A 22,965-nucleotide genomic window follows, 5' to 3' on the forward strand; every position below is an offset into this window, starting at 1 on the left:
CAAGCCGCTATGGTCAGGCAGGCAGCCGGTCCAGGTCAATGCTGCCTTCGAACACCGTGGTGGCAGGGCCGGTCATGCGTACCGACTCGCCTTCGCCGTCCCAGGCAATCGTCAGGTCGCCGCCATGGGTGTGCACCAGCACCGGCGAGTCCAGCAGGCCGCGGCGAATGCCGGCGACGACCGCCGCGCATGCGCCCGTGCCGCAGGCCAGGGTCTCGCCAGCCCCGCGCTCGAACACGCGCAGGCGGATCGTGTGGCGCTCCACCACCTGCATGAAACCGGCGTTGACGCGGTTGGGGAAGCTCGCGTGGTGCTCGATGATGGGGCCGTCCTGCAGCACCGGGAACGCCTCGGTGTTGTCCACCACCTGCACCGCGTGGGGGTTGCCCATCGACACTGCCGAAATCCACCCGGTGCGGCCGTTCACTTCCAGTCCGTACAGCGTATCGCGGCCTTCGGCCTTGGCCGGCAGGCCTTCGGGGCGGAACGGCACGCGGGCGGGTTCGAGTTCCGGCGCGCCCATGTCGACAGTGACCTGGCCGTCGTCCTGCAGCGTCAAGGTGATCACGCCGTTCATCACCTGCACGCGTACCGAGCGCTTGTCGGTCAGGCCGTGGTCGGTGACGAAGCGCACGAAGCAGCGCGCGCCATTGCCGCAGTGCTCCACTTCGCCGCCGTCGGCGTTGAAGATGCGGTAGCGGAAGTCGACGTCGTCACGGGTGGGTTTCTCGACCACCAGGATCTGGTCGGCGCCCACGCCGAAATGCCGGCTGGCGAGCGCGCGCCACTGCGCCGGGGTCAGGTTCAGGGTCTGGTGGATGCCGTCAAGCACGACGAAGTCGTTGCCGGCGCCGTGCATCTTGGTGAACTGGAGTTTCATAGTGCGATTGTAGTCGGGCCGTCCGGCGCTTGCTGGCGGCGTGTCGAGGGTGGCGCGGGCGGCATGTTTGCGTGGCGACGCCGCCGCCGCGCCCACGTGGTCAGTAGTTTTCGCGCTCGCCGCCGGGGCGGTGCTTGAAGCGCTTGTGCACCCAGTAATACTCAGTCACGCGGGGGCGGATGCAATCTTCGAAGAAGGCATTCATGCGCCGGGTGTCCTCGGTCACGCTGTCGCCGGGATAGTTTTCCCAAGCCGGCAGGATGCGCAGCACGTAGCCTTGGTAGTCGGGCAGCATCTCGGTGTAGATCGGCACAACCTTGGCCCCGGTCAGCCGCGCCAGGCGTGATACCGAGGTCAGGGTCAGTGCCTCCACGCCAAAGAACGGGATGTACTCCGAGTCGCGCTCGCCAAAGTCCATGTCGGCGATCAACTGCAGGGCCTCGCCCTTGCGCAGGCAGCGGATGATGTCGCGCGCGCTGTCGTTGCGCGCAATCATCTTGGCGCCAAAGCGGCCGCGCGCGTGCTTGAGGAATCCGTCGAACAGGTCGTTCTTCTGCCTGGTATAGAGCGATGCGCCGGAGCGTTTGACGTGCTCGCGCAGGTGGATGGTGAGGCGGATCGCGCCCGCTTCGACGCCCGAGAGATGCAGCGTGACGAGGATGTGGGGCGTGCCGTCCAGCGCCACCAGGTCGGCCTGATCGTCGATCCGGACCCAGCGGCGCATCTGCGCCTCGCTGCCGGTCCAGAAGATGCCGCGCTCGGCAAAGCTGCGAAAGACGGTGCGAAAGGTCTGCCGCGAGAGCGTTTCGATCTCGGCGTCGGTTCGCTCGGGAAAGCACAGGCGCAGGTTGGTCTGCACCACGCGGCGCCGGCTGCTGGGAATGAGGTAGAGCAAGCTGCCCAGGCCCTCGCCGAAGCGTGCCACGAGCGGATAGGGAAGCTTGCCGAGCACGGTCAAGAGGCCGATGCCAAGCCAGGTAAAGATACGGCTCATCGTTGGTCGTTGGAGAGAGAGGCGGGTGCCGGCGCGGGCACCTCCAGGGGGTTGCGCGAGGCGTCGGCCGCCGGGGCGCGAGGTGGCTCCGCGGGCGGCAACTGCGCGCCGCCTGGGTGCTTGTAGCGGTTGTAGCCCCACAGGTACTGCGTCGGGCATGCCTTCACCAGCTTCTCGACGGCTGCGTTGATCACCGCGACGGCTTCAGCCTGGTCGTCAGGCAGCGGGTCCTTGATGACCTGCATATGGCCGAGGAAGCCGGCGCCACGCGGCAGGCGTTCGGCGAAGATCACCGCGATGGGCGCGCCCGTGAGTTGCTGCAGGCGCTGCACCAGCGTCATGGTGTAAGCCGGCTTGCCAAAGAACGGCGCCCAGGCGCCTTCGCCGCCGGTCGGGACCTGGTCGGGCAGGATGCCGATGGCCTCGCCTCGCTTGAGTGCCTTGACCAGCATGCGCACGCCGCGCGGCTGCGCCGGCGCCATGGCCAGGTTAGGGCGCGTGCGCATCTTGACGATCCAGTCGCGCAGCCACGCCTGGTGCGGCGGCTTGTACAGCGCCGTGACCGGATGCCGCAGGGCAAATGCCTGCGGAAGCACTTCGAAGCAGCCAAGATGCGGCACCAGGATGATCAGCCCGCGGCCCTGTGCCATCAGCTTGTCGAGTTCCGGCCAGATCCGGTCGGCAAAGCTGTACATGCGCGCGTCGGGATGGCGCCGGCTCCAGAAATAGGGCATTTCCAGGATCATGCGGCCGGTCGAGCGGGCCGCCTGCGCCACCATCGCGTCGCTGGCGTCGGGGTAGGCATGGCGAAGGTTTTCCCTGAGCCGCGTGCCATAACGTCCCGGCAGGCGTGCCGCCAGCAATCCGAGCGCACCGCCGATGGCGTGCAGCCAGGAGAGCGGCAAGCGGGAAATCAGCCAGAACAGAAAGGTCATCGGATTGCGATAGCGGCCCGGCGGGCCGGGTAGGTCATTAATGTTTTGCCGGGCGCTGCCGTTAGTGGGGCAATCAAAATGAATCTGGTGTTGTTACGGGGCCCACCGTACGGCTTGCACTGCCTGCAGGCTCGCGCCAGGCCGGAATCGCGTCGCTTATCGGGTGGCGCGGCCTGGCCGCGACAGCGTCCGGTATTGGCAGGTGTGCCAGATAACCGGGGCGCTGCAGCGTAGCTTGCAGGCGCGTATAATAGCGCGTATCGCCGAGTTAACTGACAACTTGCGGGGCGATACCGTTCTACCGGAACGGCATGAAAATACCGCTAAAGCGTCGCCGCCCGGGCTTAGAGGTTGGCGCGCAATAGCCAAACCTGGAGAAAAGTTCGTGGCAAACGACTTCTTGTTCACTTCGGAATCCGTCTCCGAAGGCCATCCGGATAAGGTCGCCGACCAAATTTCCGATGCTGTCCTCGACGCCATCCTGGCTCAGGACAAGTACGCGCGCGTGGCCGCTGAAACGCTGTGCAACACCGGCCTGGTTGTCCTGGCCGGGGAAATCACCACGACCGCCAACGTCGATTACATCCAAGTCGCGCGCGACACCATCAAGCGCATCGGCTACGACAACACCGAATACGGCATCGACTACAAGGGCTGTGCAGTGCTGGTCGCTTACGACAAGCAATCGCCTGACATCGCCCAGGGCGTGGACCGCGCCTCCGACGACTACCTGAACCAGGGCGCCGGCGACCAGGGCCTGATGTTCGGCTACGCTTGCGATGAAACGCCGGAGCTGATGCCTTTCCCGATCTATTATTCGCACCGCCTGGTCGAGCGCCAGTCGCAACTGCGCCGCGATGGCCGCCTGCCCTGGCTGCGTCCCGACGCCAAGTCGCAGGTGACCGTGCGTTACGTCGACGGCCGTCCGCACAGCGTGGATACCGTGGTGCTGTCGACCCAGCACTCGCCGGATATCACCCAGGCGCAGATCCGCGAAGCCGTGATCGAGGAAATCATCAAGCCGGTGCTGCCGGCCGAGATGCTCAAGGACACCAAGTACCTGGTGAACCCGACCGGGCGCTTCGTCATCGGCGGCCCGCAAGGCGATTGCGGCCTGACCGGGCGCAAGATCATCGTCGACACCTACGGCGGCGCTTCGCCCCACGGCGGCGGTGCTTTCTCGGGCAAGGATCCGTCCAAGGTCGACCGCTCGGCAGCCTACGCTGCCCGCTACGTCGCCAAGAACGTGGTCGCCGCCGGCCTGGCGCGCCAGTGCCAGGTGCAGGTCAGCTACGCCATCGGCGTGGCCCGCCCGATCAATGTGACGGTGTACACCGAAGGCACGGGCAAGATCTCCGACGAGGCGATCGCCGCGCTGGTGCAAGAGCACTTCGACCTGCGCCCGAAGGGCATCGTGCAGATGCTCGACCTGCTGCGCCCGATCTACGAAAAGACCGCTGCCTACGGCCACTTCGGCCGCGAAGAGCCGGAATTCTCGTGGGAAGCAACCGACAAGGTCGCGCTGCTGCGCGCTGCAGCCGGCCTGTAAGGCTGCCGCGAACCTCGCATCGGAATGAGACCGCCTTCGGGCGGTTTTTTTTCGCGCCTGCGGTGGCGTTCCTGGCTTGCCACGGCCTTGTCCTGGATCAAGCGGGGCGAGGCGGGGCGTGGCGCCCCATGGCCGCGAGGGTAGAATCGCGGGATGGCAAGGCGGCCCGGCGAGTGGCGCTTTGTTCGCCTGCCGCGGCGCGCGCATGCGCGCTCAAGACCGCCGGAGCCCGCATACCGAGGATGCCCATGTCACTTGATTCGACCCTTACCCCTTCCACGCCCGCCACTGCCACTGCCACCGCGGCCGGGGCAGCCGCGCCCGCGTTCAACCTGATCCGGCCCCAGCCCTATACGGAGTGGGCGCCGCAACTCGATGCCGGCACCAAGGCGGGGTTGCGCCGCGAGCTGGAGCAGGGCGCCGTGCTGTTCTTCCCCCAACTGCGCTTCCAGTTCGAGCCCGGCGAGGAGCGTTTCCTGGACAGCCGCTGGTCGGACGGCAAGTCAAAGAACATCAACCTGCGCGCCAACGACCAGGCCGTGCGCGGCGCGACGGGCGGCGAGCAGGACCTGAAAGACCTGTACGTGCTGATTCGCCGCTATGCCGAGTACAGCGAGAAGCTGGTGCTCAGCCTGTTCCCGGAATATGGCCCGCATATGGTGCGCGCCGGCACCTCGTTGCGCCCGAGCGAGATCGCCGGGCGGCCGGTGAGCTGGCGCAAGGACGACACGCGGCTGCATGTGGACGCCTTCCCGTCCAACCCGATGCTGGGCCAGCGGCTGCTGCGCGTGTTCCACAACATTGACCCGCAGGCGCCGCGCGTGTGGCGTGTGGGCGAGCCGTTTGGCGATTTCGCCAAGCGTTTCGTGCCGAAGACCAAGGGCATGTGGCCGGGGCAGGCGCGGGTGATGGAGATGCTGCATATCACCAAGCGCCGGCGCTCGGAGTATGACCACCGGATGCTGCAGCTGCACGATCTTGCAAAGGCCGACCTGGAGTACCAGGCCAATGTGCCGCAGCAGGAGTTTCAGTTCCCGCCCGGGTCGACCTGGATTGTATTCAGCGACCAGGTGCTGCATGCCGCCATGCGGGGCCGGGCCATGATGGAGCAGACCTACTACCTGTCGCCGAAGGCGATTTCAGACCATACGCATTCGCCGGAAGCGGTGTTGGCGCGGATGCTGGGGCGCCCGATGGTGGTGGGCTGAGTCTGGTTTGAGCCGGCGCCTGGCTAGCCGCCGGCTTTCTCCCCGGGCTCAGCGCATCAACAGCTTGATCATCGTTTCAAAGCGCTTGCCATAGGGTGGCTTCAGCAGCCCGGCGCCATTGATGCCGGATTGGCGGAAGATCGGCTTGAGCTTGGAGAAGGTCTCAAAGCCAGCCTGGCCGTGATATGCACCCATGCCGCTGGGCCCCACGCCGCCGAAGGGGAGGTCTTCCTGGGCGATATGCAGCAGCGTTTCGTTGATGCTGACGCCGCCCGCCACGGTTTGCGCCATGACGTGGTCGATCGTGCGGCCGTCCTTCTCGAACAGGTAGAGCGCCAGCGGGCGTGGGCGGGCGTTGATGTAGTCAATGGCCTCTTCCAGCGTGTGGTAGGTCACCAGCGGCAGCACCGGCCCGAAGATTTCCTCGCGCATCACAGTGGCGTCGGCGGAGACATCCAGCAACAGCACCGGCGCGAGGCGGCGGCGCTCGGGGTCCGATGGCAGCTGTGACAGCGGCACCACGCGCGCCCCGGCGCGCGCGGCATCGCTCACCAGGCCGTCCAGCCGCGCGAAGTGCCTCGGGCTGATGATGGTGGTGTAGTCGGGGTTGCCCGCATGGCCCGGCAGGTCCGGATAGAGGCGGGCGGCGCAGGCGCGCGCGGCTTCGACGAAGGGCTCGCGCAGGGCCTCGGGCAGCAGCACATAGTCCGGCGCGATGCAGGTCTGGCCGGCGTTGAGCAGCTTGCCCACCAGGATGCGTTCGACGGCGCGCTCCAGGTCGGCGCCGGGACCGACAATGGCCGGCGATTTGCCGCCCAGTTCCAGCGTGACCGGCGTGAGATTGGCGGCCGCCGCACGCATCACATGGTGGCCGACCTGGGTTGAGCCGGTAAACAGCAGGTGGTCGAAGGGCAGGGCGGAAAAAGCGCTCGCCACTTGCGCGTCGCCATTGATCACCGTGACCTCGTCGGCGGCGAAAGCCTGTTGCGCCAGGCGCGCGAACAGCGCGGCAAAGCGCGGCGTGTACTCGGAGAGTTTGACCATGGCGCGGTTGCCCGCGACCAGCGCGCCCACCAGCGGGCCCACGGTCAGATAGAGCGGGTAGTTCCACGGCACCACGATGCCGATCACGCCCAGCGGCTGCGGCATCAGCCTCGATGTGGCGGGCTTGAACCACAGCCCGGTGCGAACCCGCCGCACCCGCATCCAGCGCTTGCCATGACGCAGTGCATCGTCGATCCCGGCCACGCTGGGAAAGGCCTCGAGCAGCGCGGTTTCCTGGCGGGGGCGGTTGCCGAAATCGGCGCTGATGGCTTGCGAGATCTCGTCCATGTGCCCCGTCACCAGCTTGCGCAGGCGCCGCAGCCGGTCGGCGCGCACCGCCCAGGCCGGGGCCTGATCGCGGCGTGAGGCGGCGCGCATGGCGTCGAACACGGATGCAATCTCGGGCACTTCTCTCATGTCGCGCTCTCCTTGGGGTCGTGCGCTGCCCTTGGCGCGCGCGGCGTTCAGATCCCCGCACCATATGCCAAGCGGCGGCGCCTGACAATGGAGGCCGGCCACTAGCCACGTGCTTCAAACAACCGTATACACCGACCCTCCTTCGCCCTTTCCAGTGCCCCGGCAAAGCCCTACACTGATTTCGCGGCATGCTTTCGGCGTGCCAGCCAGACCGGGTTGACCGGCATGCGCGGCCCTGCCGAAGCGTTCGGCGCAACCCCGGCACACTGACCTCGGACCAGGCGGGGAGACGGATGGAAACCACCTTTGACTATCTCGTCGTTGGCGGCGGTTCGGCGGGGTGTGCCCTGGCCGGGCGGCTGGCCGACAGCGGCAGCGACAGCGTGGCGGTGCTCGAGACCGGCGGCCACGATCACCATGTGCTGGTGTCGACGCCGGCGGGCTGCGCGGCCATGCTGCCGCGTGCCGGCAGCCATAATTACGGCTACCGCACCGTGCCGCAGCCGGGGCTGAACGGGCGTCGTGGCTACCAGCCCCGCGGGCGCGGCCTGGGGGGCAGTTCCTCGCTCAATGCCATGATCTACACGCGGGGCACGCCGGCTGACTACGACCGCTGGGCTTCGGCTGGCTGCGACGGCTGGGCCTGGGACGATGTGCTGCCCTATTTCCGCCGGGCCGAGTGCAATGAGCGCGTGGCCGGGCGCGATGACGATCCCTGGCACGGCGGCAGCGGCCCGCTCCATGTGTCGGACCTGCGCACGCCCAATCCCTTTGGCCAGCGCTTTATCGAGGCGGCCCAGCAGGCCGGCTATCGCCGCAACGATGACTTCAACGGCGTGGACCAGGAGGGCGCTGGCTGGTACCAGGTGACCCAGCATGGCGGCGAGCGCTGGAACGCCGCGCGCGCCTACCTGCACCGCGGCGACGCCGCCGACCACGCCAGCAATGGCGGGCGCGAAAACCTGGCTGTGATGACGGGCACGCAGGTGCTGCGCATCGCGTTCGAGGGCCGCCACGCGGTGGGGGTGGTGGTGCGGCTGGATGGCCGCGAGACCCTGTTGCGGGCACGCCGCGAGGTGATCGTGTCGGCCGGCGCGTTCGGCTCGCCGCAACTGCTGATGGTGTCGGGCGTCGGCCCTGCCTCGCATCTGCGCGAGCTAGGTATTCCCGTGGTGCACGATCTGCCGGGCGTTGGCGCCAACCTGCAGGACCACCTCGACATCATCGTGCACAAGCGGGTGGCGGCGTCCGAGCTGTTCGGCGTCTCGGTGGGCGGCGCGTTTCGCCTGCTGGCCGAGATACTGCGCTATCGGCGCGAGCGCACCGGCATGCTGACTTCCAACTTTGCCGAGGCAGGCGCCTTCCTGAAGAGCCACGCCGGGCTGGACGAGCCGGACCTGCAGTTGCACTTCGTGGTCGGCATGGCCGACGACCATATGCGCCGCATCCGCCTGGGCCATGGCTATTCGTGCCACGTTTGCGTGCTGCGCCCGAAAAGCCGGGGCGAGGTACGGCTGGCTTCACCCGATATCCGCGAGGCGCCGATGATCGACCCGTGCTTCCTGTCGGACCCGCGGGATCTCGACGGCCTGGTGGCCGGCGTGCGGATCGTGCGCAGAATCCTGGCCCAGCCGCAACTGGCGGCGTTCGGCGGCAAGGAGCTGTATTCGGCGCACTTGCCGGCCGATGGCGGCGACGACAGCGCGATCCGCGCGATGATCCGCGCCCACGCGGATACCATCTACCATCCCGTCGGGACGTGCCGCATGGGCATGGACGAATACGCGGTGGTCGATCCGCAACTGCGCGTGCGGGGCGTGGAAGGCTTGCGCGTGGTGGACGCATCGATCATGCCAACGCTGATTGGCGGCAACACCAATGCGCCGGCCATCATGATCGGCGAGCGCGCGCATGACCTGATCCGGCACGGCCCGCGCGTGGTGTTGCGCATGGCGGAGGTCTTGGCCGTGTGAGGGGCGGTGCGAGGGCGTGCCTCCAGCGCGCAAGGGATTCGCGACAGTGCCGGCGGCGCCTGTCGCGCGACGGCCCAGAAAAAAGCGTGACGAGGCGTGCGGCGCGGCCGCGTGCTTCAGGCCGGCCAGGCGCGTGCGACCACCCGTGCCAGCGCGGCATCGCCGCCCTCCAGCGTGCCGAACACGCGGCCGTGCTGGTGCCCGAGCCGGCTGGCCACGAAGCGCTCGGCATCGTCGGCGTCGGCATGGGCGAGCATCAGCGCCGCCTGCGCGGTCAGCACGAGGCCCTGGGCAAAGCGCCGCGCGCCGGCTTCGAGGAGATCCGGCGCGTCGCGCAGCATCGCCTGCAGCGAGGCGAGTGCGGCCCGCACCGCCGGATGGCCGCCGGCGCGCCGGCTGAGGTCCTGCAATAGCCGCCCCGCATCCTCGGGATTGCGCTGGAGCGCGCGCAGCACGTCCAGGCACATGATGTTGCCGGAACCCTCCCAGATCGAGTTGACCGGTGCCTCGCGGTACAGCCGCGCCATCGGGCCTTCCTCCACGTAGCCGTTGCCGCCCCACACCTCCATGGCTTCGCCCGTCACCTCGATGGCGCGCTTGCAGACCCAGAACTTGGCCGCCGGCGTGACGATGCGCTTCCAGGCGGCGGCCAGCGGATCGGCATCGGCCCGCTCGAAGGCGTGCGCCAGTTCCATCATGAGCAGGGTCGCGGCCTGGCTTTCCAGCGCCAGGTCGGCCAGCACGTTGCGCATCAGCGGCTGCTCCACCAGCAGGCGGCCGAACGCCATGCGATGCCGCGCGTGATGGATGGCCTGCACCAGCGCCGCGCGGATGATGGCGGCGCTGCCGATCACGCAATCCAGCCGGGTATAGGTGGCCATCTCGATAATGGTCGGGATGCCACGGCCCTCCTCGCCGATCAGGATGCCGGTGGCCTCGCGGAATTCCACTTCACTGCTGGCGTTGGAGCGGTTGCCCAGCTTGTCTTTCAGGCGCTGGATCTGCACCGGGTTCTTGCTGCCGTCGTCGCGAAAGCGCGGCACGAAGAAGCACGACAGCGGCCCATCCTGCGCGCCCATGCGCGCCACCACCATGTGGGCATCGCACATCGGGGCGGAGAAAAACCACTTGTGCCCGGTGATCGCGTACTCCGCGCCGCGGCCCCCGCCGCGCACGGCGCGCGCGACGGTGGTGTTGCTGCGCACATCGGAGCCGCCCTGCTTTTCCGTCATGCCCATGCCGATCATCACGGCATGCTTGTCGCGCCAGGGCAGGTCGCGCGGATCGTGCAGGGTGGCAAACAGCTTCGGCCCAAGTTCCGCGAACAGCGTCGCTTCCTTCTGCAGCACCGGGATGCTGGCGAACGTCATGGTGGGCGGGCACAGGGATCCGGATTCGGCCTGCGCCTGCAGGAAGTAGCCCGCCGCGCGCGCCACCCACGCGCCCTCCCTGGGCTGCGCGAACGGCAGCGCCTGCAACTGCTGGCTGCGCAGCAGCGCCAGCAACGCGTGCCATGCAGGCGGAAACTCCACTTCGTCGATGCGCTCGCCGGTGCGGCTGTGCGTATGCAGCTCGGGCGCATGGCGATTGGCCTCGGCCGCCCACTGCTGCACATCGGGTTTGCCCAGGCGTGCGCCGAAGATATCGAGCGCACTGGCGTGCCAGCCGCCGCCTAGCCGCTCCAGCGCGGCGCGCAGCGCGGGGTCGCCGGTGAACAGGTTGTAGCCGGTCAGGTCCGGGACCTGGTTGAACACGCGGTGAGTGGCGGCTTCGGTCATGAGGTCTCCTGTGCAGTCTTCTGCGCGCGTTGCGCATGGCCATGTCTGATTGCATGGTAGAGCAAGCGGCGCGCTATGTGCGTGGGCTTGCATCCCTGCCTCGCCACGCGCACGATAAGTCATGGTGCGTCGCAGCGAAACGTGTGCGCGCCACGACCCGGAGGCTGCGCATGCGCCAGCCATACCTTGACGCATGACACTCCAGATTGAAACAGGGGTGGTCAAGCCCCCAGCCTTGTGCTTAAATTCACCCCGTTGGATGAAACAGGGGTGCCGTACGGATGGGCCGTGCGGCTGAGAGAGTCCCTTCGAACCCGATCCGGCTAGTACCGGCGTGGGAAGTTTCATGGTTACCGAACAGCTCCTGCCTTCTCCAAGGCACATGACCAGGCCACACCGCCGCGGCCATGCTCACAGGGCTCCTGGTTTCGTCCATCCCCGCAAGAGAGAGGACGACACCCATGGCCCGCACAAATACCGCCCCCGCCGCATCTTTCGAGTCGCTTGAAACCGATCTCGACAAAAAGTTTGCCTATCCGGCATCCAGCAAGACCTACCTGACCGGCAGCCGCCCCGATATCCGCGTGCCGCTGCGCACGATCCTGCAGACGTCCACGCGCACCGACAAGGGCGAGATGTCCAATCCGCCGATTCCCGTGTATGACACGTCGGGCCCGTACAGCGATCCGGACATCCATATCGACCTGAAGGCAGGCCTGCCCTCGGTTCGCGGCAAGTGGATCGAAGAGCGCGGCGACACCGAAGTGCTGTCCGGCCTGTCGTCGGAATACGGCCTGGCGCGCGCCGCCGATCCGGCCACCGCCCACCTGCGCTTTGCCCAGCTGACCAACCCGCGCCGCGCCAAGGCCGGCGCCAACGTGTCGCAGATGCACTATGCGCGCCGCGGCATCATCACGCCCGAGATGGAATACGTGGCGCTGCGCGAGTCGCTGAACCTGCAAGCGCTCTACGACAAGCCCGAATACAAGGCGTTGCTGCGCCAGCACCCCGGCAATGCGCTGGGTGCCGCGCTGCCGCTGCGCCCGGAAGACATGACGCCGGAATTCGTGCGCCGCGAAATCGCTGCCGGCCGCGCCATCATTCCCGCCAACATCAACCACACCGAGCTGGAGCCGATGGCGATCGGGCGCAATTTCCGCGTCAAGATCAACGGCAACCTGGGCAACTCCGCCGTGACGTCGTCGCTGGCCGAGGAAGTGGAAAAGATGGTGTGGTCGATCCGCTGGGGCGCCGACACCATCATGGACCTGTCCACCGGCAAGCACATCCATGAGACCCGCGAGTGGATCCTGCGCAACTCGCCGGTGCCCATCGGCACGGTGCCCATCTACCAGGCGCTGGACAAGACCGGCGGCATAGCCGAGGACCTGACCTGGGAAATGTTCCGCGACACGCTGGTCGAGCAGGCCGAGCAGGGCGTGGACTACTTCACCATCCACGCCGGCGTGCTGCTGCGCTATGTGCCGATGACCGCGGACCGTGTCACGGGCATCGTCTCGCGCGGTGGTTCGATCATGGCCAAGTGGTGCCTGGCGCATCACAAGGAAAACTTCCTGTACACGCACTTCGACGAGATCTGCGAAATCATGAAGGCGTACGACGTGTCGTTCAGCCTGGGTGATGGCCTGCGTCCGGGTTGTATCGCCGACTCCAACGACGATGCCCAGTTCGGTGAGCTGCGCACGCTCGGCGAGCTGACCGACAAGGCCTGGAAGCACGACGTGCAGGTCATGATCGAAGGCCCGGGCCACGTGCCGCTGCAGCGCATCCAGGCCAATATGGATGAAGAGCTCAAGCACTGCTATGAGGCCCCGTTCTACACGCTCGGACCGCTGGTGACGGATATCGCCCCCGGCTATGACCACATCACCAGCGGCATCGGTGCGGCCAACATCGGCTGGATGGGCACCGCCATGCTGTGCTACGTCACGCCGAAGGAACACCTGGGCTTGCCGGACAAGGAAGACGTGCGCGAAGGCATCATCACCTACAAGATCGCCGCTCACGCGGCCGACCTTGCCAAGGGCTGGCCAGGCGCGCAGCTGCGCGACAACGCATTGTCCAAGGCACGTTTCGAGTTCCGCTGGGAAGACCAGTTCAACCTCGGCCTGGACCCGGAACGCGCGCGTTCGTACCACGACGCCACGCTGCCGGCAGAAGGCGCCAAGATCGCGCATTTCTGCTCGATGTGCGGTCCCAAGTTCTGCTCGATGAAGATCACGCAGGAAGTGCGCGACTACGCCGCCTCGCTCAAGCCTGAAGCCGAGCAAGGCATGCAGGAAAAGTCGATCGAGTTCGTCAAGAGCGGCAGCAAGATCTACTCGTAAGACGTAGGGCCTTGGTGCGGCGCATGCCTGTGCAGCGCCGCACGCGAAGTACCGTGCCCCTTCCCCGAAGGGGCACGCCATGACTTAAAGGAGGCCGGTGCTCGCCGCGCCATCGCGGCGAGCACCGGCACAAGCATCCCCATGACAACGCAGTCGTTTGATGTGGCCGTGCTCGGCGCCGGCCTGGCCGGGCGCCTTTGCGCCTGGCAACTGGTGCGTGCCGGCCTGCGCGTGGCGCTGGTCGAGCGCGGTGGCCCCGACGGCGTTGGCTCGGCCGCGCACGTCGCCGCGGCAATGCTCGCGCCCCTGGCGGAATCCGCCATTGCCGAGCGCCGCATCGTCGAGCTTGGCACCGCCAGCGTCGACCTCTGGCGCGCCTGGGTGGCCGAATTGCCGGAACCGGTGTTCTTCCAGGAGGACGGCACGCTGGTGGTATGGCATACCCGCGACCGCAGCGAGATGTCGCTGTTCACCAGCCGGGTGCGCGCGGTGGCGCCGCCCGAACTGGTGGCCGAGCGCATGCGCGCGCTGGACGGCAATGGCGTGGCCGCGCTCGAGCCCGCGCTCGCGGGCCGTTTCTCCCAGGGGCTGCTGCTGGCCGGCGAAGGCCAGCTGGACAATCGCGGCACGCTGCGCGCATTGCTGGCATGCGCGGTGGCAGGCGGGCTGCATTGCGTCTGGGAGGCCGGTGAAATCGAAGCGGGCGACCTGCCCGCGCTGGGTATCTGCGCACGCACGGTGCTGGATTGCCGTGGCCTTGGCGCCCGCGCCGCCTGGCCGGGGCAGCCCGCCGCGCACGGCAGCATGCCGGGATTGCGCGGCCTGCGCGGTGAAGTCGTGCGCGTGCACGCACCCGAGGTCAAGCTGCATCGCCCGGTGCGCCTGCTGCACCCGCGTTACCCGATCTATATCGCGCCCAAGCCCAACGACCTCTACGTGATCGGCGCCACCGAGCTCGAAAGCGAAGATGAGTCGCCGATGAGCGTGCGCTCCGCGCTGGAGCTGCTCTCCGCGGCGTATTCGCTGCACCCCGCCTTTGGCGAGGCGCGCGTGCTGGAACTCAATGTGCAGCGCCGCCCGACGCGCCCGGATCACCTGCCGGCCATCCGGGTTGACCAGCATGCCCGCATCGTGCGCCTCAACGGCCTGTACCGGCACGGCTTCCTGATCGCCCCGGCGGTCACCGAGGCCGCCTGCCAGGTTGTGCAGGCTCTGCTCGACGACGATCCTGCCGCGCATGCCGTGCCCGCCTCGGTGCGCTGGCCGGGCATGATCGCGGCCGCGCTCGATACCGTCGCCGGCTCGCCGGTGCTGCACTGAACGACAATGACCATGGATATCCTGCTCAACGGCCGTGCGCTCGCCCTTGCCGACAACGCCACGCTGGCCGATGCGGTGGCGGGCGCGGGCATCGCGCCGCCATTTGCCGCCGCGCTTAACGGCCAGTTCGTGCCACGCGCCGCGCATGCGGCGACTGTGCTCGCCGCCGGCGATCGTATCGACCTCGTGCAACCCGTGACGGGAGGCTGACCCCAAATGACCTTCAATTCCGCAGAACCCCGGCGCGACCTGTTCGCCGACCCCTTCGTGCTCTATGGCGAGTCGTTTGCCTCGCGCCTGTTGCTGGGTACCGCGCGCTATCCGTCTCCCGCCACGCTGCAGGCCGCGGTGGAGGTGGCCCGGCCCGCCATGCTGACGGTGGCGCTGCGCCGCCAGGGCTCGGTCGGCGATGGCGAGGGCGGCCAGGCTTTCTGGCAGATGCTGCGCTCGCTGAACGTGCCGGTGCTGCCCAATACCGCCGGCTGCATGGCGCCGCAGGAAGCCATCACCACTGCCATGATGGCGCGCGAAGTGTTCGAGACCGACTGGATCAAGCTTGAGCTGGTGGGCGACGACTACACGCTCCAGCCCGATACGCTCAACCTGCCCGCCGTGGCCGAGACGCTGATCAAGGAAGGCTTCAAGGTGCTGCCGTATTGCACGGAGGACCTCGTGCTGTGCCGCCGCCTGCTGGACGTGGGCTGCCAGGCGCTGATGCCCTGGGCCGCGCCCATCGGCACCGGCAAGGGCGCCGTCAATCCGCACGCCATGCGCCTGTTGCGCGAACGCTTGCCGGATACCCCGCTGATCGTCGACGCAGGCCTCGGGCTGCCGTCGCACGCGGCCCAGGTGCTGGAGTGGGGCTACGATGGCGTGCTGCTGAACACCGCCGTGGCGCAAGCTGCCTATCCGGTCAACATGGCACGCGCCTTCGCGCTGGCTGTGGACGCGGGCCGCACGGCCTACCTGGCCGGCCCCATGCCGGAGCGCGATATCGCTCAGGCCAGCACGCCGGTGGTGGGCATGCCGTTCTGGCACGCCGAAGGCGCGGAGGATCGCGCATGACCCGCAATCCTCTCCCGGCCGGCCTCGACGGCGCGCTGCGCGACACGCTGCTGGCGCGCTATGGCGCTACCTTCGGCACCAGCGACAAGGCCTGGCGCGCGTGGGTGCAGGGCAACGCCCCCGCCGCGCTCGGCGATGCCGACGTGGTGCTGTTCGACGGCGAGGCCGACGAGGCCACGCTGGCGCGCATTGCCGGCGCCGGCGCCATCGCCATCGAGAGCGACCGCGAAGGCGGGCAATGGAGCGACACCGTGCGCTCGCCGATGGGCACCTGGGTCTTCAGTGCCCATGCCGACGACGACACCGCGCATTCGCCGGCCTTCGTCGCCGTGCTGCTGGCTTGCCTGGCGCTGCATTTCCCCGCGCACGACGCGCTCTGCCTGGCGCGCGCCTGGCAGCCGGGCTCGCTGGACTGGCCGGTGGACTTCGCGCGCTTCCCGCACGTGCGCCACGCCGCGCTGGTCGCGCCGGAGCAGCGCGCCGAGCCCTTCGCACCATGCCCGCCGCTGGCTTTGTACGCGGTGGTGCCCAGCGCCGAATGGATCGAGCGGCTGGTGCCGCTGGCGGTGCCCACCGTGCAGTTGCGCTTCAAGTCCGACGACGCGCAGGCCGTGCGCAGCGAGATCGAGCGCGCCGCCAAGGCAGCGCGCGGCAGCGCTTCGCGCCTGTTCATCAACGATCACTGGCGGGCTGCCATCGACTACCACGCCAGCCAGGGTGGCGACAGCGGCATCTATGGTATCCACCTCGGCCAGGAAGACCTCGACGAAGCCGACCTCGATGCGCTGCGCGCCTCCGGGCTGCGCCTTGGCGTGTCCACGCACGGCTATGCCGAGATGCTGCGCGTGGCCACCATCGGCCCGAGCTACCTTGCGCTGGGTGCGATCTTCCCGACCACCACCAAAATCATGCCGACCGCGCCGCAAGGCCTGGGCCGCTTCCACGCCTACGTCAAGCTGATGCAGCCTGTGGTGCCCTCGCTGGTGGGCATCGGCGGCGTCGATGCGGTGCGCTTGCCGGAGGTGCTGGCGGTTGGCGTAGGCAGCGCGGCCGTGGTGCGCGCGATTACCGAGGCGGCCGACGTGCCGGCGGCGGTGACGAATCTGCTGGGGATGTTCCCGGCGGCTTGATGTGCCGCCGGGCCCGGAGCGAGGGTACGCATGCGTGCGCCTGACCGCTCTCACTCCGGGAGTCCAAGCTTGCACATTCTGCCCGCATACCGATGCCTGTCATTCGCCTGGCGACACCCGAAGACGTACCCGGCCTGCCTGCCATCGAACGCGCGGCGGCTGAACTATTCCCCGAATCCGACCTGCCTGCCGCGCTGCGCCAGCAAGTCACGCCGCTCGAAGACCTGCAACGCGCGCAGCGTGAGCGCCGCCTGTGGGTCGCCATCGCCCCCGACGGCACGCCAGCCGGCTTCGCGCTCGCCAGCGTGCTTGGCCAGCATGCCTGCCTTGACGAGATGGACGTCCACCCCGCCCACGCCCGCCGCGGCATCGGCCGCGCACTTGTGCGCGCCGTAGCCGATGGTTTGCGCCGGCAAGGCCTGCAGTCGCTCCATCTCACCACCTTCAGCCACCTGCCGTGGAACGCGCCGTTCTACGCAAGCCTCGGCTTTCGCCGTCTCGATGAAGCCGATCTCAGCCCGGCGCTTTGCGCCGCACTGGCGCGCGAGGCGGCGCTCGGCTTGCGCCAACGCATCGCCATGCGCCTGGCGTTGTGAGCCATGCCGGCGCCGCGCTGCGTTACGATGGCGCCGTGCCATCCACTCCGGCGAACCCCATGATCTCGTCCCAGTTCATCAGCCGCGTCACCCTGCGGCGCGACATCGTCGACAGCTTCGAGCGCTACCCCTTCAGCCTGCCCGCAGTGCGCACGCTGGACGCGATGGAGATGCACCCCAAGGTGACCTTCCTGGTTGGCGAGAACGGATCGGGCAAGTCCACGCTGATGGAAGCCATTGCCGTGGCCATGGGCTACAACGCCGAGGGCGGCTCGCGTAATTTCAGCTTCGGCACACGCCGGTCGCATTCAGTGCTGCACGAATACCTGCGCGTTGCGCGCGGCTTCAAGCGCCCGCGCGATGGCTTCTTCCTGCGCGCGGAGAGCTTCTTCAACGTGGCCACGGAAATCGAGCGCCTGGACCAGGAGCCGGCTTTCAGTCCGCCCGTCATCAACGCCTACGGCGGGCGTTCGTTGCACGAGCAATCGCATGGCGAATCGTTTCTCGCGCTGATGATGCATCGCTTTGGCGGCAATGGGCTCTACCTGCTCGACGAGCCCGAGGCGGCGCTGTCGCCGCAGCGGCAACTGGCGGTGCTGTCGCGCATCCATGATCTGGCAGAAGACGGCTCGCAGTTCATCATCGCCACGCACTCGCCGATCCTGATGGCCTATCCGAATGCGTGGATCTACGCCTGCTCGCCGGATGGCGTGGCGCGGATCGACTATCAGGACACCGAGCACTTTCGCGTGACGCGCGATTTCCTGGCCAATCCCGAGCGCATGCTGCGCGTGCTGTTTGGCGACGAGCCGGGCGGCGAGAGCGAGCCGGTCTAGATGCTCCGCTATCCCACGCTGATCGTTTCGATGATGATGCTGTTTCTCACATTCAGTGGCGGGGATGCACACTGGATCGCCGGTGCTGGCATGTTTGACCGAGCGTTGCAGGGCGGCGCCTTTGTCTGGATTTTCCTGTTTTGCTTCCTGGCCTACATTCCGCTCCTGGTGCTGGTAGCCAGCTACACGCTGCGGAATCTGCTGGCGCTCTACCTGTACAGGAACCGGCGCGCTGTCGTCAGCCTGTTCCTGTTTTCCGTGATGCCATCGATCGCGCTCTATCGCTTCAATGCCTGGTTCGTGCGGGAGATCCTGTAGGCGCTGGCAAGCGCCTGCGCTCAGCCGCGCGCGCCACGCTCCAGGATCTTGTACAGATGCGAGCGTGAAATGCGCAATTGCTCCGCCGCGCGCTTCTTGTTGCCACCGTGCCGCGCGATGGCTTGCAGCACGGCCTCGTACGCGACTTCCCGCAAGTCCGCCGGCGATGCGGCGCGCGCATCGATCCCAGCCTCGTCCACCGCCCCATTCGCCGCCCCATCCGCCGCCTCATCCAGCGCCTCGCCATACGGCAACGGCGGCTCGTTCAGACTGTGCGCCACCGCGCTTTCCTCACCCCGGGCGAAATCCGCTGCGCGCAGCACGCGTGCGTCGCAGAACACCAGCGCTTCTTCGATCTTCTGCCTGAGCTGGCGCACATTGCCCGGCCATCGCCGCTCGGCCAGATAGCGCGGCACCTCGGATGCCACTTCCGGCACCGGCACCTGGTTGCGCGCGCAGAAGCCGCGCACGAAATGGGTCAGCAGGGCAGGGATGTCCTCGCGCCGCTGGCCCAGCGCGGGAATGCGCAGCACCACGCCGCTCAGGCGGTAATACAGATCCAGGCGGAAGCGTCCGCCATCGATCAGCGCCTGGATGTCGCGGTTGGTTGCCGCTACCAGCCGGAAGTCCACGCGCTGCGCCTGGCGGCTGCCCAGCCGTTCCACCATATGGTCCTCCAGCACGCGCAGCAGCTTGACCTGCATCTCCATCGGGATATCGGCAACCTCGTCGAGAAACAGCGTGCCGCCAGCGGCCTGCTCCAGCTTGCCGGCCTGCCCATGGCGATGGCTGCCCGTGAAGGCGCCCGCCGCATGCCCGAACAGTTCGGCCTCGATCAGCGTGGCGGGCAGCGCGGCCAGGTTCAGGCTGACCAGCGGCTTGCCCTGGGCCGCGCGGCTGGCACCGTGGATGGCGCGTGCCACCAGTTCCTTGCCGGTGCCGCTTTCGCCGAGGATCAGCACCGGCACGTCCAGGCGCGCTACCGTGTCGATCTCACGGCGCAGCCGCTGCATGGGTGCGCTATCGCCAATCAGCAGGCCGGGGCCGGCGCCGGCTTGCTGCTCGCGCAACGCGTCGAGCTCGCGTTGTGTTTGCGCCAGTTGCGAGCGCAACTGCGTCATCTCGCGGTGCATGCGGCCGATGGCTTCAGGCTCCTTGAAGAGGATCTGGCCGATGGCGCCAACCACCTCGCCCGCAGCGCTGATCGGGAGGCGGTTCACCACGCGTGTCACCCCGTTCATCTCCTGCAACTGCCCGATCTCGGCTTTGCCGCTGGCCGCTACCTGCGCCAGGCGCGAATTGGGGATGACGTCCACCGCGGGCCGGCCCGTGCCTTCACCGGTGCGCAGGCCGAGGAATTTCTCGTGCACCGGGCTGATGAAACGCACGTTGCCCGCGCGGTCCGCCACGGTGATGGCCTGGTAGGGGTTGGTGATGAAGTGATCGAGGATCGCGCCGGCAAAGGGTACCGCGCCGAGGAAGTCGAAGAGGGCTGCGTCACGCTCGGCCGGGCGCAGCAGGATGACCTGCCGCTCGCGGTCGCACAGACGCATGGCGATGAAGCGGTGCGCGGGCTTTCCGTCGGGGCCAGGCAGGCTGCATTCGAACAGGCGGCCGGCATCCTGGGGGGAGTCGCCGTCGCCAGCGAGCCCTGTGCTGGCGGCTAGCGCGGCGGTTGCCAGCGTGGCGTTGGCGGCGAGTCCCAGGCCGGCTAGTAGGTCTCCCGCGTGGCTGGCGACCAGTACGCCAAGGCTGTCTTCGGTGCCGGGGAAAGTGTCTTCGGGTGTCGCTGATGACGACATGTTGTGTCTCCGTCGTGGGCACTTTTGTGTCCTTATTGCGAACACAATATCAGCGAGCCATAAAAAGAACAATGAAATCAAGGGCTGGCGAGCCTGGCACGTTTGCTGCCTTTATGCGTTCAGATAGCCCACGACCATAACAACAGCACTGAGGAGACCGCCGTGTCCTGGCAGCCCGAAATCGATGAACTGGCCTACCGCAAGCAACTCGCCGCGCAGCTCGGCGGCCCCGACAAGGTCAAGCGGCACAAAGACGCCGGCAAGCTGACCGTGCGCGAGCGCATCGACGCGATCGCCGATGCCGGATCGTTCCGCGAGGTGGGCGCGCTCACCGGCAGCGGCCAGTACGACAGCAATGGCCGCCTGGTGGGCCTGACGCCCGCCAACCTGGTGATGGGGCGCGCCAAGGTGGACGGCCGCCCGGTGGTGCTGGTGGGCGATGACTTCACCGTGCGCGGCGGTGCCAACGACGGTGCCGTTGGCGAGAAGCTGATCCACGCCGAGAAGATGGCGCACGACCTGCGCTTGCCCATGGTGCGGCTGGTAGATGGCACCGGCGGTGGCGGCTCTGTGCGCAATATCGAGAACAAGGGCTACACCAACATCCCCACCATGAAGGTGTGGCAGCACGTGGTGGAGAACATGTCACTGGTGCCGGTGGTGTCGCTGGCGCTGGGCTCGGTGGCCGGCATGGGCGCGGCGCGCGTGGCCGCGAGCCACTACTCGGTGATGGTCAAGGGCACCGCGCAATTGTTCAACGCCGGCCCGCCGGTGGTGGCGCGCATTGGCCAGGTACTGGAGAAGAACGAGCTCGGCGGCAGCCAGATCCATACGCGCAACGGCGTCGTCGATGACGAAGTGGCGAGCGAGGAAGAAGCCTTTGCGCGCGCGCGCCGCTTCCTGTCCTACCTGCCGGGCTCGGTGCATGAACTGCCGCCGCGCGTTGAGCCAACCGATGATCCCGCCCGCCGCGATGAATGGCTGCTCAGCGCGATCCCGCGCGACAGCCGCTCCGTCTACAAGGTGCGTCCCATTGTCGAGACGCTGGTGGACCAAGGCTCCTTTTTCGAGATGGGCCGGCACTGGGGCCGCGCCATCGTGACCGGGCTGGCCCGCGTGGATGGCTGGCCGGTGGCGGTGGTGGCGAGCGATCCGTATCACTACGGCGGTGGCTGGGACGGCCCCACCGCGGAGAAATTCATCCGCTTCGTGGACCTGGCCGAGGCCTTCCACCTGCCGGTGATCAACATGGTCGATATCGCCGGCTTCCAGATCGGCCTGGAAGCCGAGAAGGCCGGCACCATGCGCTACGGCGTGCGCGCGCTGGCCGCGGTGTACCAGGCCACCACGCCGTGGTGCTCCGTGATCCTGCGCCGCGCCTATGGCGTGGCGGCGGCGGGGCACCAGCATATGGGCCGCTTCAACTTCCGCTACGCATGGCCGTCCGGCAACTGGGGCTCGCTGCCGATCGAGGGCGGGCTGGAGGTCGCCTACAAGGCCGAGATCGAAGGCGCCGATGACCCCGTGCAAAAGCGCGCCGAGATCGAGCAGCGCGTGCGCAGCCTGACGTCGCCGTTCCGCAGCGCCGAAGCCTTCGTGGTGGAAGACATCATCGACCCGCGCGATACGCGCTCGCTGCTGTGCGAGTTCGCCAACCTGGCGGCGCCGCTGCGCGAGCCGGGCGTGCGCAAGTTCGGCATCCGGCCCTGAGACGACAGGCCGTCAGGCAAATCAGACACAAGTAAAACAATGGAGACCGCCTTGCCCAATCACCGACCTATCCTTGCGCACCGCCCCACCCTCGATGCCATCGTTGCCGCCACGCTGTCCGTTGGCGCCGCACTGCTCCCCGCCACCGGCGCGCAGGCACAGGAGCACTGGCCGCAGAAGCCCGTCACCATCGTCGTGCCGTTTCCCGCCGGCGGCATGACCGACCTGCTGGCGCGCCGCATCGCGCGCGACATGCAGGCCGAGTGCAAGCAGCCGTTCGTGGTGGATAACCGCGCCGGCGCCAGCGGCCAGATCGGCACAGAGATCGTGGCGCGCGCCAACCCGGACGGCTACACGCTGCTGGTCAGCGCCACGCACCAGGTGATCAATCCCGCGGTGCGGCCCAAGCTGCCGTACAACGCCAGCAAGGACTTCACCCCGATCGCGCTGCTGGCGACCACGCCCAACGTGCTGGTGGTGAACAACAATGTGCCGGTGTCGAACCTGCAGGAATTCCTTGCGTACGCGAGCAAGCAAAAGGACGGCTTGTCGTTCGGCTCATCCAGCATCGGCGGCGCCACGCATATGTCGGGGGAGCTGCTGCGGCTGATGACCAACACGCCGCTCACGCATATTCCCTACAAGGGCGCGGCGCCGGCGCTGTCGGACCTGCTCGGCGGCCAGATCCCCGCGCTGTTCCATGACGTGATGACGATGGCGCCCTATGTGAAGGACGGCAAGGTCAAGGCCATCGGCGTGACCTCGGCCAAGCGCAGCGAGGCCTTGCCCAATGTGCCCACCATTGCCGAGCAGGGCGTGCCCGGCTACGAGGCCACCACGTGGATTGGCTTCTATGGTCCGGCCAACCTGCCCAAGCCGCTGGTGGAACGCCTGAACCGCGACGCCGTGAAGAGCATGAACACGGCGCAGTCCAAGGCTAACCTGGCGCAGAGCGGCACCACGCCCGGCACGCTGAATCCCGAGCAGTTCGGCGCGTTCGTACAGGCGGAACTGGTCAAGTGGAAGCGCGTGGCCACCGAAGCCAAGGTGAAGGTGGATTGA

At 67.7% G+C, this 22,965-nt stretch carries 19 protein-coding genes and 1 riboswitch; of the genes, 13 read left to right on the top strand and 6 right to left on the bottom strand.

Annotation, left to right across the window (positions count from 1 at the left end):
- Positions 1-13: 13 nt before the first annotated feature.
- From dapF to RR42_RS01260, 3 genes are all read right to left on the bottom strand, one after another.
- The gene (gene dapF / locus RR42_RS01250; RefSeq protein ID WP_043343099.1) at positions 14-880 is read right to left on the bottom strand and encodes a diaminopimelate epimerase; all 867 of its coding nucleotides are present in this window, start codon (positions 878-880) and stop codon (positions 14-16) included.
- Between the two features lie 100 nt (positions 881-980).
- A complete protein-coding gene (locus tag RR42_RS01255; RefSeq protein ID WP_043343101.1) occupies positions 981-1,874 on the bottom strand; it encodes a lipid A biosynthesis lauroyl acyltransferase in 894 nt (297 codons plus the stop codon).
- Positions 1,871-2,809 carry a lysophospholipid acyltransferase family protein gene (locus RR42_RS01260; RefSeq protein WP_043343102.1) on the bottom strand — a complete coding sequence of 313 codons (939 nt, stop codon included), beginning with the start codon at positions 2,807-2,809 and terminating at the stop codon, positions 1,871-1,873. The genes RR42_RS01255 and RR42_RS01260 overlap by 4 nt, the downstream gene beginning before the upstream one ends.
- Positions 2,810-3,194: 385 nt before the next feature.
- Here RR42_RS01260 and metK point away from each other — a divergent pair, with 385 nt between their 5' ends.
- Together metK and RR42_RS01270 are read left to right on the top strand one after the other, a co-directional pair.
- Entirely contained in the window at positions 3,195-4,358 is a 1,164-nt protein-coding gene (gene metK, locus RR42_RS01265) for a methionine adenosyltransferase (RefSeq protein ID WP_043343105.1), read from the top strand.
- Positions 4,359-4,606: 248 nt separating this feature from the next.
- Positions 4,607-5,566 (top strand): Kdo hydroxylase family protein, encoded by a 960-nt coding sequence (locus RR42_RS01270; RefSeq protein ID WP_082054777.1) that lies wholly within the window; start codon positions 4,607-4,609, stop codon positions 5,564-5,566.
- Positions 5,567-5,614: 48 nt separating this feature from the next.
- Here the strand turns inward: RR42_RS01270 and RR42_RS01275 are convergent, their stop codons facing one another.
- Positions 5,615-7,027, bottom strand: a complete 1,413-nt coding sequence (locus tag RR42_RS01275) for a coniferyl aldehyde dehydrogenase (protein WP_043343108.1) — start codon at positions 7,025-7,027, stop codon at positions 5,615-5,617.
- Between the two features lie 293 nt (positions 7,028-7,320).
- Between RR42_RS01275 and RR42_RS01280 the strand changes: the two genes are divergently transcribed.
- Positions 7,321-9,000, top strand: coding sequence for a GMC family oxidoreductase (locus tag RR42_RS01280; RefSeq protein WP_043343112.1), 1,680 nt, complete (start codon positions 7,321-7,323; stop codon positions 8,998-9,000).
- 116 nt (positions 9,001-9,116) lie between these two features.
- Here the strand turns inward: RR42_RS01280 and RR42_RS01285 are convergent, their stop codons facing one another.
- A complete protein-coding gene (locus RR42_RS01285) occupies positions 9,117-10,778 on the bottom strand; it encodes an acyl-CoA dehydrogenase family protein (protein WP_043343116.1) in 1,662 nt (553 codons plus the stop codon).
- Positions 10,779-11,034: 256 nt separating this feature from the next.
- Positions 11,035-11,136, top strand: a riboswitch (TPP riboswitch).
- Positions 11,137-11,239: 103 nt separating this feature from the next.
- On the opposite strand from RR42_RS01285, the gene thiC reads away from it, so the two are divergent.
- The 8 genes from thiC to RR42_RS01325 all read left to right on the top strand — a co-directional run bounded on the left by thiC (position 11,240) and on the right by RR42_RS01325 (position 18,391).
- Positions 11,240-13,126, top strand: coding sequence for a phosphomethylpyrimidine synthase ThiC (gene thiC / locus RR42_RS01290; protein ID WP_043343119.1), 1,887 nt, complete (start codon positions 11,240-11,242; stop codon positions 13,124-13,126).
- Positions 13,127-13,267: 141 nt separating this feature from the next.
- Complete coding sequence (locus RR42_RS01295) at positions 13,268-14,446, top strand: FAD-dependent oxidoreductase (protein WP_043343122.1); 1,179 nt, start codon at positions 13,268-13,270, stop codon at positions 14,444-14,446.
- A 12-nt stretch (positions 14,447-14,458) separates the two neighbouring features.
- Positions 14,459-14,656, top strand: coding sequence for a sulfur carrier protein ThiS (gene thiS, locus RR42_RS01300; RefSeq protein WP_043351166.1), 198 nt, complete (start codon positions 14,459-14,461; stop codon positions 14,654-14,656).
- A gap of 6 nt (positions 14,657-14,662) precedes the next feature.
- Positions 14,663-15,511: a thiazole synthase gene (locus RR42_RS01305; protein ID WP_043343126.1), complete on the top strand. Its 849-nt coding sequence runs from the start codon at positions 14,663-14,665 to the stop codon at positions 15,509-15,511.
- Positions 15,508-16,641: a thiamine phosphate synthase gene (locus tag RR42_RS01310; protein WP_043343128.1), complete on the top strand. Its 1,134-nt coding sequence runs from the start codon at positions 15,508-15,510 to the stop codon at positions 16,639-16,641. The genes RR42_RS01305 and RR42_RS01310 overlap by 4 nt, the downstream gene beginning before the upstream one ends.
- 92 nt (positions 16,642-16,733) lie before the next feature.
- Positions 16,734-17,237 carry a GNAT family N-acetyltransferase gene (locus RR42_RS01315; protein WP_043343131.1) on the top strand — a complete coding sequence of 168 codons (504 nt, stop codon included), beginning with the start codon at positions 16,734-16,736 and terminating at the stop codon, positions 17,235-17,237.
- A 59-nt stretch (positions 17,238-17,296) separates the two neighbouring features.
- Entirely contained in the window at positions 17,297-18,073 is a 777-nt protein-coding gene (locus tag RR42_RS01320) for an AAA family ATPase (RefSeq protein ID WP_043351167.1), read from the top strand.
- Entirely contained in the window at positions 18,074-18,391 is a 318-nt protein-coding gene (locus tag RR42_RS01325) for a hypothetical protein (RefSeq protein WP_043343135.1), read from the top strand.
- 20 nt (positions 18,392-18,411) lie between these two features.
- On the opposite strand, the gene RR42_RS01330 is transcribed toward RR42_RS01325, so the two are convergent.
- Positions 18,412-20,193 carry a sigma-54 interaction domain-containing protein gene (locus RR42_RS01330; protein WP_052494403.1) on the bottom strand — a complete coding sequence of 594 codons (1,782 nt, stop codon included), beginning with the start codon at positions 20,191-20,193 and terminating at the stop codon, positions 18,412-18,414.
- Positions 20,194-20,355: 162 nt separating this feature from the next.
- On the opposite strand from RR42_RS01330, the gene RR42_RS01335 reads away from it, so the two are divergent.
- The gene (locus RR42_RS01335; RefSeq protein WP_043343137.1) at positions 20,356-21,903 is read left to right on the top strand and encodes an acyl-CoA carboxylase subunit beta; all 1,548 of its coding nucleotides are present in this window, start codon (positions 20,356-20,358) and stop codon (positions 21,901-21,903) included.
- 51 nt (positions 21,904-21,954) lie between these two features.
- Positions 21,955-22,965, top strand: a complete 1,011-nt coding sequence (locus RR42_RS01340) for a tripartite tricarboxylate transporter substrate binding protein (RefSeq protein WP_236701955.1) — start codon at positions 21,955-21,957, stop codon at positions 22,963-22,965.

This window comes from Cupriavidus basilensis (assembly GCF_000832305.1).
Classification (GTDB): Bacteria; Pseudomonadota; Gammaproteobacteria; order Burkholderiales; family Burkholderiaceae; genus Cupriavidus; species Cupriavidus basilensis_F.

Coding starts and splice junctions, on each gene's coding strand:
- RR42_RS01270 (WP_082054777.1), top strand. CDS start 4,607: ATGTCACTTGATTCGACCCTTACCCCTTCCACGCCCGCCACTGCCACT.
- thiC (WP_043343119.1), top strand. CDS start 11,240: ATGGCCCGCACAAATACCGCCCCCGCCGCATCTTTCGAGTCGCTTGAA.
- RR42_RS01275 (WP_043343108.1), bottom strand. CDS start 7,027: ATGAGAGAAGTGCCCGAGATTGCATCCGTGTTCGACGCCATGCGCGCC.
- RR42_RS01315 (WP_043343131.1), top strand. CDS start 16,734: ATGCCTGTCATTCGCCTGGCGACACCCGAAGACGTACCCGGCCTGCCT.
- dapF (WP_043343099.1), bottom strand. CDS start 880: ATGAAACTCCAGTTCACCAAGATGCACGGCGCCGGCAACGACTTCGTC.
- RR42_RS01260 (WP_043343102.1), bottom strand. CDS start 2,809: ATGACCTTTCTGTTCTGGCTGATTTCCCGCTTGCCGCTCTCCTGGCTG.
- RR42_RS01310 (WP_043343128.1), top strand. CDS start 15,508: ATGACCCGCAATCCTCTCCCGGCCGGCCTCGACGGCGCGCTGCGCGAC.
- RR42_RS01295 (WP_043343122.1), top strand. CDS start 13,268: ATGACAACGCAGTCGTTTGATGTGGCCGTGCTCGGCGCCGGCCTGGCC.
- RR42_RS01320 (WP_043351167.1), top strand. CDS start 17,297: ATGATCTCGTCCCAGTTCATCAGCCGCGTCACCCTGCGGCGCGACATC.
- RR42_RS01330 (WP_052494403.1), bottom strand. CDS start 20,193: ATGTCGTCATCAGCGACACCCGAAGACACTTTCCCCGGCACCGAAGAC.
- RR42_RS01255 (WP_043343101.1), bottom strand. CDS start 1,874: ATGAGCCGTATCTTTACCTGGCTTGGCATCGGCCTCTTGACCGTGCTC.
- RR42_RS01305 (WP_043343126.1), top strand. CDS start 14,663: ATGACCTTCAATTCCGCAGAACCCCGGCGCGACCTGTTCGCCGACCCC.
- RR42_RS01325 (WP_043343135.1), top strand. CDS start 18,074: ATGCTCCGCTATCCCACGCTGATCGTTTCGATGATGATGCTGTTTCTC.
- thiS (WP_043351166.1), top strand. CDS start 14,459: ATGGATATCCTGCTCAACGGCCGTGCGCTCGCCCTTGCCGACAACGCC.
- RR42_RS01285 (WP_043343116.1), bottom strand. CDS start 10,778: ATGACCGAAGCCGCCACTCACCGCGTGTTCAACCAGGTCCCGGACCTG.
- RR42_RS01280 (WP_043343112.1), top strand. CDS start 7,321: ATGGAAACCACCTTTGACTATCTCGTCGTTGGCGGCGGTTCGGCGGGG.